The 13663-nt window shown below is 71.8% G+C and carries 14 protein-coding genes; 5 read left to right on the top strand and 9 right to left on the bottom strand.

The genetic code is table 11. The features are described from left to right. Positions 1–48: 48 nt before the first annotated feature. Positions 49–969 carry an alpha/beta hydrolase family protein gene (locus tag ACZ4TR_RS33275; protein ID WP_465291614.1) on the bottom strand — a complete coding sequence of 307 codons (921 nt, stop codon included), beginning with the start codon at positions 967–969 and terminating at the stop codon, positions 49–51. Between the two features lie 61 nt (positions 970–1030). Between ACZ4TR_RS33275 and ACZ4TR_RS33270 the strand changes: the two genes are divergently transcribed. Then, on the top strand, positions 1031–1555 hold the full coding sequence (locus ACZ4TR_RS33270) for a helix-turn-helix domain-containing protein (RefSeq protein WP_465291612.1): 525 nt from the start codon (positions 1031–1033) through the stop codon (positions 1553–1555). Between the two features lie 65 nt (positions 1556–1620). Then, positions 1621–2445, top strand: a complete 825-nt coding sequence (locus tag ACZ4TR_RS33265) for a DUF72 domain-containing protein (RefSeq protein ID WP_465292001.1) — start codon at positions 1621–1623, stop codon at positions 2443–2445. Positions 2446–2448: 3 nt separating this feature from the next. On the opposite strand, the gene ACZ4TR_RS33260 is transcribed toward ACZ4TR_RS33265, so the two are convergent. Then, entirely contained in the window at positions 2449–3702 is a 1254-nt protein-coding gene (locus ACZ4TR_RS33260; RefSeq protein WP_465291610.1) for an MFS transporter, read from the bottom strand. A 53-nt stretch (positions 3703–3755) separates the two neighbouring features. Here ACZ4TR_RS33260 and ACZ4TR_RS33255 point away from each other — a divergent pair, with 53 nt between their 5' ends. Further along, positions 3756–4514: an AraC family transcriptional regulator gene (locus tag ACZ4TR_RS33255; protein ID WP_465291608.1), complete on the top strand. Its 759-nt coding sequence runs from the start codon at positions 3756–3758 to the stop codon at positions 4512–4514. Here the strand turns inward: ACZ4TR_RS33255 and ACZ4TR_RS33250 are convergent. Both ACZ4TR_RS33250 and ACZ4TR_RS33245 read right to left on the bottom strand, forming a co-directional pair. After that, the gene (locus ACZ4TR_RS33250) at positions 4469–5413 is read right to left on the bottom strand and encodes a pentapeptide repeat-containing protein (protein ID WP_465291606.1); all 945 of its coding nucleotides are present in this window, start codon (positions 5411–5413) and stop codon (positions 4469–4471) included. The genes ACZ4TR_RS33255 and ACZ4TR_RS33250 overlap by 46 nt on opposite strands. Before the next feature lie 209 nt (positions 5414–5622). Beyond that, entirely contained in the window at positions 5623–6558 is a 936-nt protein-coding gene (locus ACZ4TR_RS33245; RefSeq protein ID WP_465291604.1) for a helix-turn-helix transcriptional regulator, read from the bottom strand. Between the two features lie 147 nt (positions 6559–6705). Between ACZ4TR_RS33245 and ACZ4TR_RS33240 the strand changes: the two genes are divergently transcribed. Then, positions 6706–7611, top strand: coding sequence for an oxidoreductase (locus ACZ4TR_RS33240; RefSeq protein WP_465291602.1), 906 nt, complete (start codon positions 6706–6708; stop codon positions 7609–7611). Between the two features lie 40 nt (positions 7612–7651). Here the strand turns inward: ACZ4TR_RS33240 and ACZ4TR_RS33235 are convergent, their stop codons facing one another. From ACZ4TR_RS33235 to ACZ4TR_RS33225, 3 genes are read right to left on the bottom strand one after another with little or no spacing between them, the layout of a single operon-like run. Beyond that, the gene (locus tag ACZ4TR_RS33235; RefSeq protein ID WP_465291600.1) at positions 7652–8542 is read right to left on the bottom strand and encodes a TIGR03619 family F420-dependent LLM class oxidoreductase; all 891 of its coding nucleotides are present in this window, start codon (positions 8540–8542) and stop codon (positions 7652–7654) included. 60 nt (positions 8543–8602) lie between these two features. After that, a complete protein-coding gene (locus ACZ4TR_RS33230; protein ID WP_465291598.1) occupies positions 8603–9226 on the bottom strand; it encodes an NADPH-dependent F420 reductase in 624 nt (207 codons plus the stop codon). 42 nt (positions 9227–9268) lie between these two features. Then, on the bottom strand, positions 9269–10003 hold the full coding sequence (locus tag ACZ4TR_RS33225; RefSeq protein ID WP_465291596.1) for an SDR family NAD(P)-dependent oxidoreductase: 735 nt from the start codon (positions 10001–10003) through the stop codon (positions 9269–9271). Between the two features lie 136 nt (positions 10004–10139). Between ACZ4TR_RS33225 and ACZ4TR_RS33220 the strand changes: the two genes are divergently transcribed. Beyond that, a complete protein-coding gene (locus tag ACZ4TR_RS33220) occupies positions 10140–10742 on the top strand; it encodes a TetR/AcrR family transcriptional regulator (RefSeq protein ID WP_465291594.1) in 603 nt (200 codons plus the stop codon). A 13-nt stretch (positions 10743–10755) separates the two neighbouring features. Here the strand turns inward: ACZ4TR_RS33220 and ACZ4TR_RS33215 are convergent, their stop codons facing one another. Both ACZ4TR_RS33215 and ACZ4TR_RS33210 read right to left on the bottom strand, forming a co-directional pair. Beyond that, complete coding sequence (locus tag ACZ4TR_RS33215) at positions 10756–12165, bottom strand: NADH-quinone oxidoreductase subunit N (protein ID WP_465291999.1); 1410 nt, start codon at positions 12163–12165, stop codon at positions 10756–10758. A gap of 13 nt (positions 12166–12178) precedes the next feature. Continuing rightward, positions 12179–13657: a complex I subunit 4 family protein gene (locus tag ACZ4TR_RS33210; RefSeq protein ID WP_465291592.1), complete on the bottom strand. Its 1479-nt coding sequence runs from the start codon at positions 13655–13657 to the stop codon at positions 12179–12181. Positions 13658–13663 lie beyond the last annotated feature (6 nt).

The raw sequence follows: 13663 nt of genomic DNA, 5'->3' as shown, positions 1-13663 counted from the left end.
GATTCCGATAGGCCGGCAATATGCTACCGACCGGTAACCGCCGCCGGGTCAGCGAAGCCGGTCGGCCAGCCAGCGGGCGACCATGGTGAGCAGCTCGCCGTCCACGGGGTCGCGGAGCAGCCGCCGGTAGGAGAACACGGATGCCGGGCCGTCGGTGCGGCGGAGGAGGTGGGTCAGGCCGGGGGTCCGGTGGGTTTCGGCCCCACCCGGCACCAGGTCCGCGATCACGTCCAGGTCGCCCGGGTCGACCTGGACGTCTTCGGCGCCGGTGACGGCCAGGACGGGAACCGCGATGCGCGCCAGGTCCGGGCGGGGGTCGTAGGCGAGCTGCTCGCGCCACCACCGGGCGTTGATCCGCAGGCCGCCGATGCGGGCGGTGTCGGTGGTGGTGGCGGCCAGCCGGGCCAGCTGCCGGGTGGCGACGCGGCGCAGGACGGGCACCAGGGGGCGAGGCAGCGAGTCCGCCAACCGGGCACCTTGCCAGCGCAGGGCCTGCTCGCCGGGGCGGGCGTAGCCGGCGAGCAGGACCGCGGCGGCGGCGTGGGCGTGGGCGGCCAGCCACATCGCGTGGACCGCGCCTTCGCTGTGCCCGAGCACGCCGACGGCGCCGGGGAGGATTTCCGGGTGGTCACGCAGGGCGTGCAACGCGGCCGCGCCGTCGGCCCGGTTGTCCAGGAACCCCACGGTGTGCCAGTCGCCCGGGGTGGCGCCGACGCCACGGCGGTCGTAGCGCAGCGAGGCGATGCCGTGCCGGGCCAGGGCGGCGGCGAGCGGGCCGCCGAGGTCCAGCCGCACCCGGCCGGCGTTGGAGTCGCGGTCGACCTTCCCGGAACCGGGCAGGCAGAGCACCGCGGGGTGCGGGCCGGGGCCGGCGGGCAGGGTGAGCGTGCCGGCGAGGGCGAGGCCGTCGGCGGCCGGGACCGTCAGCCGGAGTTCCCGCACATCTTCTGTGGTCGTGCCGCGTTCCATCGGACGCACCTCCATTGATATCAGTTTTGATATTAGTATCAGACATGGGAAGATGGTGTCCATGGCCACGCTCGACTTGCTGCTGCACCCCGTCCGCCTCCGCATCCTGCGGACGTTCCTCGACGGCCACCCGGCCACGACGGCCCAGTTGCGCGAGCGCCTCCCGGACGTCCCGCACGCGACGATGTACCGCCACGTCGCGGCCCTCGCGTCGGCGGGCGTGCTCGAGGTGCTGGACGAAAAACGCGTCCGGGGCACGGTCGAACGCACGTACCGCCTGTCGTGGCACCACGCGGAGATCGACCCGGCCGACCGGGCGTCGATGACGACCGAGGACCACCGCAAGACGTTCACCGCGTTCGTGGGCGGTCTCCTGGCCGACTTCGACCGGTACCTGACCCGGGAACCGGCCGACCCCACCGCGGACGGCGTGACGTACCAGCAAGCGGCGCTGTGGCTGACGGACGAGGAGACGGCCGAGCTGCTGGCGACGCTGCGCGAGGCCGTCACCGCCCGGCTGGGCCGGGATCCCGGCCCGGGCCGCAGCCGCCGCATGATCAGCCTGGTGACCATGCCGGCGGAGTGACCGGTAATTTCGTCCACGATCGAGGGGAGCTGACGCCGGTGGCACGTCTTCAGGTCGGCTGCGCGATGTGGACCCACAAGGCGTGGCCCGGGCGGTTTCTGCCGCCGTCGCTGCCGGCCGGCGAGCGCCTGCGCGCCTACGCCGGCTGGTGCACCGCGGTCGAGGGCAACACCACCTTCTACGCGACTCCCGCCCGCGCCACCGTCGAAACCTGGGCGCGGCAGACCGGCCCCGAATTCCGGTTCGTGGTCAAGCTGCCCAAGGTCGTCACGCACGAGCGCCGGTTCGCCGGGGTCGAGGCCGAGATGCGGGCGTTCCTGGACGCGATCGAACCGCTCGGCGAGCGAGCGGTCCTGTGGACCCAGTTGCCCGGTTCGTTCGGCCCGGCGGAGGTCGACGCCCTCGGCCGCTTCCTGCGCCGGCTCCCCGCCGACCGCCGGCGCGCGGTGGAGGTGCGCCACCCCGGCTTCTTCACCGACCCGGGGTCGACGTCGCTGCTGGAGCGGACACTCGCCGACGCGGACGCCGAGTGGGTGCCGTTCGACACCACGGTCTTCTTCGGGAGCCCGCCGGTCAGCGAGGCCGAGCAGGACGCGTGGGCCAAGAAACCCCGGCTGCCCCGGCGGACGCGGGCACTGACCGACCGGCCGATCGTCCGCTACCTGGGCCGTGACTCGATCGAGCAGACGGTCGAGGGGTGGCAGCCGTGGACCGCGGTGGTCGCGGACTGGCTGCGCGAGGGCCGGTCGCCGACGGTTTTCGTGCACACGCCCGACAACGACGAGGCACCGGCGCTGGCCCGCCGCTTCCACGACGAGGTGCGAGCGCTGGTGCCCGGCCTCGAAGTGTTGCCCGAGCCGGAGCCGGTCGAGCCCGCGACCCTGTTCTGACTGTCACGCGTTTCCCTGCGCAGCAGCCGTGTAGTGCCAGAACGGCCGCACCAGGACGGCGCCGGCCAGGACGAGCACCACGCACGTCAGCGCGGTTCCGGACCAGGCCACGGTGAGCGGTAAGGCCGAGGCCATGATCCCGGCGCGGAGGTCGCCGAGGCGCGGACCGCCGGCGACGACGACCGTGTACACGCCCTGCAGCCGGCCGCGCATCCGGTCGGGGACGGCGGTCTGCAGGATCGTCTGCCGGTACACCGCGCTGACGAGGTCGGCCGCACCGGCGACGATCAGCAGGGCGACCGCGAGCCACAGGCTCGGGGCGAGTCCGGCCAGCGCGACGGCACCCGCCCAGACCGCCACCGCCACGGCGAGGGCCACGCCTTGCCGCCGCACCCGGCCGATCCAGCCGCTGGACACCCCGGCGAGGACCGAGCCGATCGCGATCGAGGAGTACAGCACGCCGACTCCGCCGTGCCACCGCGTCTCGGCGGCTTCGGGGAACAGCGCGGTCGGCATGGCCAGCACCATCGCGGCGATGTCCACCAGGAACGACATCAGCAGGACTCGGCGGCCGGCGAGGAAGCGCAAGCCGTCGAGGACCGACCGCAGCCCGGGGCGGCCGACGGGGCCGGCCGCGGGCAGGGCCGGGAGCCGGAAGGTGGCGTAGAGCGCGGCGGTGAACAGCAGCGCGTCGGCGCCGTAGGCGTAGCGAAACCCGTTCGGGAGCTGGAGAAGGACCCCGGCGACCAGTGGTCCCAGCACCTGCCCGACCGTCGAGGCGGTGTAGCTGAGCGAGTTCGCCGCGGGCACCAGGCCGGGCGGGACGAGGGCCGGGACGATGGCGCCGCGGACCGCGGACGACACGGCGAAGCCGCCGGACTGCACGGCGACGAGGGCGAGGAGCAGCGGCACGGACCCGATTCCGGCCAGCGCCTGGGCGAGCAACGCGAGCGTGACCGTCCACGTGAGCGCCGTGGAGGCCAGGTACAGGCGCCGCCGGTCCACGGCGTCGGCGACCGCGCCGCCGTAGAGCCCGAACACGAGGATCGGGACGAGGCCGGCCAGCCCGGCGAGACCGACGTCGAACGACGAATGCGAGAGGTCGTAGATCTGCACCGGCACGGCGACCTCGGTCACCACCGTCCCGACCATCGCGGCGCCTTGGCCGAAGAAGGTCCGGCGGAACACCGGATTCGCCAGCGGCCGCGTGTCGACGGCGACCCGGCGCAGGCGGTTCTTCGGCGAGCTGGTCGTCATGCGCTCACATTCGCAGCCACTGCCGCGTCGCACTTCCGATAATCTGTCGACTTGTGTCAGAAAACCGCCACGAGCACGCGGCCGGGCAGGTCATCGAACGGCACCGGCACGACGAACACCAGCTGGTGTACGTCATCCGGGGCGTGCTCGCGGTCCGGACCGACGGCGGCGCGTGGGTCGCGTGCGCCGACCGAGCCGTCTGGATGCCGGCCGGTACCTGGCACGAGCACCGCGTCTACGGCGCCTCCGACGTCCTCACTCTCATGTTCGCCGTCCGCGACCCGCCGCTGGAAGGGGCCGCGCCCACGGTCATCGCGGTCAGCGCCCTGCTGCGCGAACTGCTCATCGCCGCCACCGAACCCGGCCTCGGCGCCGACGAGGCTTCCCGGCTGCACGCCGTGCTCCGCGACCGCCTCCGCCGCGCCCAGGACCGGCCGCTGACCCTGCCCGAGGCCCGCGACCCCCGGCTGGCCCACGCGTGCCGGCTCGTCACCGACGACCTCAGCCGCCCCCGCACGACGGCCTGGCTGGCCCGCCGCACCGGCACCAGCGAGCGCACGCTGTCCCGGCTGTTCCGGCTCGAGTTCGGGACGACGTACCCGCAGTGGCGCACCACGACCCGCGTGTTCCACGCGATGATCCAGCTCGCGGAGGGCGCCGGCGTCACCCAGACCGCGCACCGCTGCGGCTGGGCGACGCCGAGCGCGTTCGTCGAGACGTTCACCCGCACGATGGGCCGGACGCCCGGAAGTTACCGGGCCACGCTTCAGGCGCCGGGCAGGAGGAGCCCCGGCGGCGGGGCCGGGTACTGATCGAACACCGGTGGCGAGGTGTAGTGATCGGTGTCGACGCCGGAGAGGTCGACTTCGCCGCCGGTGAACCTGGCGCCGCGGAAGGTCACTTCGCCGCCGTCGAAGTCGGCGCCGTCGAACTGGACCCGGCCGCCGCTGAATTCGGCGTTGTCGAACGTCACCTTGGCGCCGGCGAAGTGCGCGCCGCCGAACCAGACTTCGCCGCCGCTCACGTGCATCCCGTCGAACGAGGTCCAGCCGCCGGGGAACCGGGCCAGGCTGAACAGGAGCCGGCCGCCGGTCACCTGGATGTCCGCGAAATCGGCCGAGCGGAGCACGGCGCGGAGGAAGTTGAACTCGTGGCCCTGCCAGCCGACCGGCGCGCCGGGGCGGAGGTGATCGCTGATCACGCTGGTGATCGAAAGGCGCACTTCGGATTCTTCGTCGTGGTACCACGGCGAATCCAGCGCGGGTTCGTACGGGATGCGCAGGTACGCGCAGAGCACGTCGATGCACACCTGGCGTTGCTCGAGCCATTCGTCGGCCAGGCTCGCCAACGCGTAGACCCCGGCGAGCCGGACGGTCGGCTTCTCGTGGCCGATCTGGGCGCACGCGGTGGCGAAGCGCTCGTTCAGGACCTTGACGCGCTCGCGAGCCTCGGCCACCTCGCCGATCCGCTGCTTGCGGTAGGCGACCACCAGCGCCACCACCCCGCCGACACCCGCCACCACCGACAACGCGATCTTGATGACGTTCAGCCTGGTGTCCGGGCTCGGCGCGGCCGGCAGACCCAGCGCCAGCCACAACGACAGCGCCGCGACCGCGAACACGCTCAGGCCGATCAGGACCACCGCGACGATGTGCCGCCTGATCGACCAGAGGCCGGCGGTCTGGCTGCGCTCGGCGGTTGTCGAAGCCACGGCGAGATCCTAGTGTCGCGCGTCCGAGGTTCGCTGACGGTTGCGGGTTCTGGGCGGTGGGTCGTGATGACATGAATGAGTCATTCATGTCGTCGGACGAGGTGAATGGGTCATTCACTGCATCGGCGCAGCCCGGCGGGTCGGCCTTCGTGAACGGGCCGGTGCCAGCCGCTCCCGACGCCGAACGAGGTGCGGCGCGCGACACCAGGTCACCGTTCAGCTTCTCCGTGCCGGTTCGGCGATCCTGCACGGCGGATCGACGGGAATCCGGAAAGCCCGTCGATGGGCCCGGAACGGGACGCGTGCAACGACGCCAGGAGCCGCAGCCGGTCCTCGTCGGCGCTGCCCGGCTCGGCGGTGAACACCAGCATGACCGGTCCGGAGTTGCCGGGCAGCGGGTAGGTGTCCCAGTCCAGGACGATGTCGCCCACCTCGGGCACCCGGAAGGTCTTGGTTCCGCTCACCGACTCGCGGACGTCGTGGCGGGCCCACAACCGGCGGAACTCGGCGCTGCGGATGCTCAGCTCGCCGATGACCGCGGTGGCGCGGGGGTGGGTGGGGTCGGTGGCGACGGCGGCGCGCATCATGCCGATGTAGTCCAGCGCCTGCCGCTCCCAGTCCGGGCAGCTCCGCGCGCCGGTCAGCGTGTCGTCGAACTGCAGCAGGAGCATGTTGAGCCGCTCCGGCGGGTAGGCGGCCGGGTCGCCGAGCAGCGCCTCGGCCATCGGGTTCCAGTCGAGCAGGTCGAGGTGCCTGCCGAGCACGACCGCCGGCGTGTCCGTCACCCGCAGCAGCCGGCGGGTGCGGTCGGGCACCCGCTCCGGCTCGCGGTGCACCGGGGTGGCCACCGGCCGGCGGGCGGCGTGGCCCAGGGTGAACAGGTGCCGGCGTTCCTCGTCGCCGAGGCCGAGCGCGCCGGCGAGCGCCGTGAGGACGTCGTCGGACGGGCGGACGTCGCGGCCCTGCTCGATCCGCTGGTAGTAGTCGGTGCTCAGCCCGGCCAGCAGCGCCATCTCCTCGCGCCGCAGCCCGGTGACCTTGCGCCGGCCGCCCGGCTCCAGGCCGACGTCGTGCGGACGCAACCGGGTGCGCCGGGCGCGCAGGAATTCCCCGAGCTCGCGCGCGTAGGGATGAGGACTGCTCATCCCCTCATTGTGACTCCCGCGCGGAAGCCCGAGGTGGTTCTCGCAGACCCAGGCAACCGAGTCCGACCGAGATCGCCCGGACAGCTCCTAACGTCGTCGGCACAGTGCACCTGCACACCAGGCACCGACCCCCTCCAGGAGCAGCAGATGACCGGATGGACCGCCGACCGCATCCCCGACCAGCGCGGCCGCGTCGCCGTCGTGACCGGCGCGAACTCGGGCCTCGGCCTGGTCACCGCCACCGAACTGGCCCGCCACGGCGCCCACGTCGTCCTCGCCGTCCGCAACACCGCGGCGGGCGAGCAGGCCGCGCGCCGGATCGGCGGCGACACCGAGGTGCGCGAGCTGGACCTGGCTTCCCTCGGCTCGGTACGCGCCTTCGCCGCCAAGCTGGCCGTCGACCACCCGGCGATCGACCTGCTGGTCAACAACGCCGGCGTGGTCCTGCTCGGCCCGCGCCGCACCTCGGCCGACGGCTTCGAGCTGCAGTTCGCCACCAACGCGCTGGGCCACTTCGCCCTGACCGGCCTGCTGCTCGAAAACCTGGCCGCGGCGCGGGACGCCCGGGTGGTCAGCCTCAGCTCGATCACCCACAAGAACGCGCACCTGGACTTCGCCGACCTGATGTCCGAACGGGGCTACCGGGCCACGGCCGCCTACGGCCGGTCGAAGCTCGCCACCACGCTCTTCGGTCTCGAGCTGGACCGCCGCCTGCGCGCCGCCGGATCGCCGATCACCAGCGTGCTGGCCCACCCGGGCCTCACCCGGACCAACCTGACCCCGCGTGCCTGGGAGCACCGCGGCCGGGCCGGGCAGGTGATCGCGCGCATCGGCCTGGTGGCCACCCAGTCCGTGGAAAGAGGTGCGCTGCCGCAGTTGCACGCCGCCACCGCGACCGGCGTGCGGGGCGGCCAGTTCTTCGGCCCGGCCGGGCTGGGGGAGACGCGCGGCCGGGTGACCGAGGCCCGGCTCAGCCGGGACGCGGCCGACCCGGCCATCGGCAGGCGGCTCTGGGCCGCGGCCGAGGAACTGACCGGCGTCAGCTACCCCTGAACGATGTCAGTCCACTCTGGACAGAAGGGTGCTCGGCTGGTCACGGCCTGCCGGTGCGCGCGATCACCTCGCCGGCGAAGTCCAGGGTCTGCTCGAGACTGGGGAACGCCGCGAAGGCATCCACGAACGCCTCGTCGACACCGGCGTCGGCGAAGCGCTTGAGCTTGTCGGCCAGCGAATCGGCGGACGTGCCCGGTTCGAGGTTGATCCGCATGGCCGTCTTCAGCGCGTCGGGATCGCGGCCGGTCTCCTGCGCCGCGCCGCGGGCAACGTCCCACAAGTGGCCGGCGACCTCGTCCGGCAGCCCCTCGAACCCGAGCCAGCCGACGCCGCTGCGCCCGACGCGGCGCATCGCGGCCTCGCTGGCACCGCCGATCCAGATCGGCGGTCCGCCCGCCTGGACGGGGCGCAGGTCGGCGTGCACCGGCGGCAAGGAGAGGAACTCGCTCTCCCAGGACACCGGAGTGGTCGTCCACCACGCGTGCAGGAACGCCAGCAGGTCGTCGAGCAGCTTGCCGCGCCGGTGCCAGTCCGCGCGGCGGGTGATGTCGTACTCGTCCTGCATCCACCCCAGCCCCACGCCGACGTCGAGGCGGCCGTCGCTGAGCACGTCGAGCGTGGTCAGCAGCCGCGCGAGGTGCGCCGGCTCGTAGTAGAACGTGCTGAGCGTGCTGGCGTTGAGCCGCATCCGGCTGGTCGCCGTCGCGGCGACGGTCCACAGCAGCAGCGGATCGAGGTACCGGGTCATCTGCGGCGGGTACGGCTGCTCCGCCCCCGGGTAGACGCTGTGCATTTCGACGGGCGTGACCAGGCGGTCGCCGACCCACAGCGTGTCGTAGCCGAGGTCTTCGAGGCCGCGGCAGTACGCGCTCAGGCCGGCGGCGCCGCTGACCGCGGAGCCGACGACGGGAATGGCGAAACCGAGCTTCATCGCGAGAATCCTTTTCGGACGGACCGGTGCCGGTCGGCGGTGTGTCGAGGGCGGTGCGGCTCAGCCGGGAAGTTCGGTGACGCCGAGGGCGAAGTCCCAGTTCCCCACGCCGTGGCGGGCGAGGCCCATCGTCAGCACGCCCGCTCCTTCCAGCCAGTACGCCATTTCCAGGCCGCCGACGTCGAGCGGGCGCAGCCCGAGGCTCTCGACGAACGCCGCCACGCTCGCCTTCGCCTGCGTGTCGTCGCCGGCGAGGAAGACGGCGGGCCGGCCCTTTTCCAGGACGTGGCGGAAGATCGTGTTGAAGGCCTTCACCACGTTGGCGCTCGCCGGGGCCGCCTTGGCGACCTCCTGCGCGATCGAGGTGCCCTCGCCGTGGGCCAGCCCGTCGGCCGCGGGGGTGAACGGGTTGCTGATTTCGACGATGACCTTGCCCGCGAGGGCGTCGCCGTAGTGGGTCACGACCGGAACGACGCCGGCGTACAAGAGGGCCACGACGACGATGTCCCCGGCCGGGACGGCGCCCCACTCTCCGGTCGTGGCGCCGCCGCCGAGAGCCTGGGCCAGGTCGGCGGCTTTGGCCTGATCGCGGCCCATGACCTCGACGGTGTTGCCGCCCGCCACCGCCAGCGTGCCGATGGTGCGGGCCATGTTCCCGGTGCCGATGATGCTGATGCTGCTCATGAGTTGTCCCGTCTTTGACTTTCGGTCGAAAGGGTTGCCCGCTCAGATCGCCGCGGTGCCGCCGTCGACGGCCAGTTCCATCCCGTTCACGTAGCTCGAGTCGTCCGAGGCGAGGAACAGCGCGACCGACGCGATCTCCTCGGGGCGGCCCATTTCTCCCCGCGGGATCAGGGACTCGAACTGCCGCTTCGTCGCCTCGTCGAACAACTCCTCCTGCTTCGGCGTGGCGACCTGGCCGGGGGTCAGCACGTTCACCCGGATCCGCCGGTCCTTCAGCTCGGACAGCCACACGCGGGCGTAGGCCTGCTGCACGGCCTTGCTCGCCGCATACACGCTCCACTCGGGATAGCCCTTGAGCGAAGCGTTCGACCCGGTCATGAAGATCGAGCCGCCGTCGTTGAACAGCGGCAGCGCTTTCTGCACTGTGAACAGCGTGCCGCGCGCGTTGAGCCCGAAGGCGGCATCGAAGTGCTCCTCGGTGATCTCGCCGAGCCGGCGCTGCTCGCCCGTTCCGGCGCTGGCCCACAGCACGTCGATCGCGCCTTTTTCCCGCTTGACCGTGTCGAACAACCGGTCCAGATCCGCCAAGTCGGCCGCATCGCCCGGCACACCGGTGACGTTCCGGCCGATCTGCTTGACGGCGTCGTCCAGCGCTTCCTGCCGCCGGCCCGAGATGAAGACGTACGCGCCTTCGTCGACGAACAGCTTGGCGCCGGCCAGCGCCATGCCGCTCGTTCCGCCGGTGATCACGGCGACCTTGCCATCGAGCTTTCCCACGAGCACTCCAGTGATTGGACGAATCTTCGACCCGGTGCCGACTATGTACACCGATCGGTGTCCTTAACGTAGCGGACGGCCGGCCGGGCCGCAAGCTATGTACACCGGGCGTTACCCATTGAGCTATGCTCGAGGTATGACGGAGTTGGAGAAGGGCCCTCAAGGCCTGCGTCGCGGCAGGGGCGCGCGCGAGCGCATCCTCAGTGCGTCACTGCGACTGTTCCGTGAGCAAGGCATCAACCAGACCGGCATGGACCAGCTGTGTGCGGAGGCCAAGGTGTCGAAGCGCACGGCCTACCAGCACTTCGCCGGCAAGGACGAACTCGTCGACGAATACCTGCGCCGGTTCGATCCCGGCGTCATGGCGGCGGTGTTCGACCGTCCCGACCTCACGCCTCGCGAACGGCTCCTTGCGGCCTTCGATCTGCCGACGACCGCGACGCAGGACGCCATCACGCCCCTGTGCCCCTTCATCGCGGCGTCCGTCGAAATCCCCGACCCGCACCACCCCGTACGGCAGCGCGCACACGACTACAAACTGGCCGTCGCCGCGCGGCTCGCCGCCACCGCACGCGAAGCCGGCGCCGCCGACCCCGACCAGCTCGGCGAACAACTGGCGCTGCTCCTCGACGGCGCCTCGGCCCGCAACCGGGCCCTCAACACCGAAACCTTCCCCACCGCCGCCGCCATCGCCGCCGTCCTCATCGACAACGCGATTCCGGCGCCTGCCGGGCGATGAGGGTGATTCCGGTTCACATCAGCGCGAGTTCACCGCGGAACGAGGCGAGCAGAAGGCCGGCGAGTGGCCCCGCGACGACCGACGCGGCCGCCGTGACGTAGGCCGTGGTCGCCGACCACCGGTCGACCGTGGGCATTGCTTCGGATTCGGCCGGGCGCAGCGCGCCCACGATCCAGCGCAGGTAGTAGAAGAGGCTGGCCACGGTGTTGACGGCGGCCACGACGACGAGCCAGCCGTACCCGCCGTCGAGCGCGGCGGTGAAGACCGTCAGCTTCCCGGCGAACACCGCGGTCGGCGGGGTGCCGACGAGCCCCAGCAGGCAGACCACGAGGCTGACCGCGAGCCACGGCCGGTGGCGCAGCAGCCCGCGGTAGTCGTCGATCGTCTTCGCGCGGGGGAGCGCGCAGACGACGGCGAAGACGCCGAGGTTCGTCAGCGCGTAGGCGGCCAGGTACAGCAGCAGACTCGGGAGCGCGAGCGAGCCGCGGGTCGCGACGGTGACGGCCATGAGCAGGTAGCCGACCTGGCTGATCGTCGAATACCCGAGCAGCCGGCGCACGTCCTGCTGGACGAACGCGGCCAGGTTGCCGAGCGTCATGGTCGCCGCGGCGACGATCGCCAGCAGGAGCGGCCAGCCGACCGTCGTGCCGGCCATGGTGGCGGAGACGAGCCGGTAGGCGGCGAGCACACCGCCGATCTTGGGCACGGTGGTGAGGAACGCGGCCGCGGGTGGCCGGGTGCCTTCGGTGACGTCCGGCACCCAGAAATGCGCCGGCACCGCGCCCATCTTGAACAGCAGGCCGGCGAGCACGCCGACGAACCCGACGGCGACCGCGGCCGTGGGGGCGGCCCCGAGATCGAGTTCGGCGTACGCGCTCGCGCCGCCGACTCCGAAGAGCACCGTCGCGCCGGCCAGCATCGTGATGCCCAGCAGCGCGCCGAGCAGGTAGAACTTCAGCGCGCCTTCGGTGCCCGGGTCGTCCTTGGCGAACCCGGCGATGGCGTAGAGCGGGACGCTGGCGAGCAGGTAGCCGGCCACGAGCAGCAGCAGGTCGTTCGCGCCGGTCAGCACGATCGTGCCGAGCGCGGCGAGCAGGATCAGGACGTAGAGTTCGCTCTCCCGCGGCGAGGACCGGAACTCCCCGGCGGTGACGCCCAAGGTCAGCAGGACGGCGACCAGGACGATGGCCCGTCCGGCGTTGGTGGCGACGTCGATCGCGTAGGTGCCGCCGAAGACCGTTCGAGGCGAGCCGGACCAGACCGCGATGGTGGCGGCGAGGGCGCCGGCGCACGCGAGGGCGGTCAGCAGCCGGACCGGCCACTGCCGGTGCCGGGGGAGGTAGGACCCGAGCAGCAGCCCGGCGACCGCGGCCAGCGCGAGGATGATCTCGGGCAGCAGCGCCAGCGGGTCCTCGTTCATCATCTCCACGGGCGCGTCACCGGGCCAGGAGATTCAGGACCGACCGCGAAGCCGGTTCGATCACGTCGAGCAGAAACCGCGGGAAGACGCCCACGACGACGGCCAGCACCAGCAGCGGCGTGATCGAGACGCCTTCGGCGACCGTCAGGTCGGCGGCCGGCGTGCCGGACCTGCCGAGGAAGAGCTTCTGGAAGGCACGCAGGAACAACGCGGCGGTCACGAGGATGCCGACGAAGGCGAGCACCGTGGCCACCGGCGCGGCACCGAGCGACCCGGTGAAGATCTGGAACTCGGCGATGAAGCCGGAAAACCCCGGCAGGCCGAGGGACGCGAACGCCGCGGCGGCGGTCAGCCCGGCGAACCGGGGCGCGCTCCCCGCGAGCCCGCCGTAGCGGTCCAGGTCGTAGGTGCCACCGCGCTCGTGAAGGACTCCGGCGAGGAGGAACAACGCGCCGGTGATCAAGCCGTGGCTGACCATCTGCGTGACCGCGCCGGTGACCGCGAGCTGGCGTGCTTCGGCCGCCGAGTCCGCGACGAGACCGGCCGCGCCGATGGCCAGCACGATGTATCCCATGTGGTTGACCGAGGTGTAGGCGACCATGCGTTTGAAGTCACGCTGGCCGAGCGCGACCAGCGCTCCATAAAGGACACTGACGACGCCGACCACGACGAACACCACCGCGTAGCGGCGCCACGTGCCCGGCAGGATCGGCATGGCGATCCGCACGAACCCGTAGGTGCCCATCTTCAGCAGGACCCCGGCCAGGATCGCCGACCCGGCCGCGGGTGCTTCGGTGTGCGCGGGCGGCAGCCACGTGTGGAACGGCACGGTCGGGGTCTTGATCGCGAAGCCGGCGCCGAGAGCCAGCAGCACCAGCCCCGCCGCCCAGCCCTGCCCGGCCAGGGGCGTCTGCCGCGTCAGCTCGACGATGTCGAAGGTGTGCGGCGACGCCGTGACGTACAGCGCGATGAACCCGACGAGCAACGCCAGCGAGCCGACGAACGTGTAGAGGAAGAACTTCAACGCCGCACGAGCGGCGTCTCGGTGACCCCAGCCGGCGATCACGAAGTACATGACCACAATGGACAGATCGAAGAAGACGAAGAACAAGATGAGGTCGAGCGCGACGAACAAGCCGACGCAGACCGTCTCCAAGAACAGGAACAGCACCGCGAACGACCGGATCCGGTCGTCCTGTCGCACCGAATACACCGCGCAGGCCAAGAAGAGAACGGCCGTCAACGCGATCAGCGGGAGGCTCAGGCCGTCGACACCGAGGTGGTAGCCGGAGCTGACGCTGGGAATCCACCGCAGGTCGACCTCGTACGCGTAGCCGTCGCCGCCGGGGTAGCCGATCCACAGCGCGACGACCAGGGCGAGCTCCACAATGGACGCACCGATCCACCACCAGCGGACGAACCCGCCGGCGGCACGCGGCACCGCGAGCAGGACGACGGCCGCCACCACCGGCAGGAACACCACAACGCTGAGCACGCGCTA

The sequence above is a fragment of the Amycolatopsis sp. NPDC028719 genome (assembly GCF_055565395.1).
This window is presented reverse-complemented; position numbering and strand designations above follow the sequence as displayed.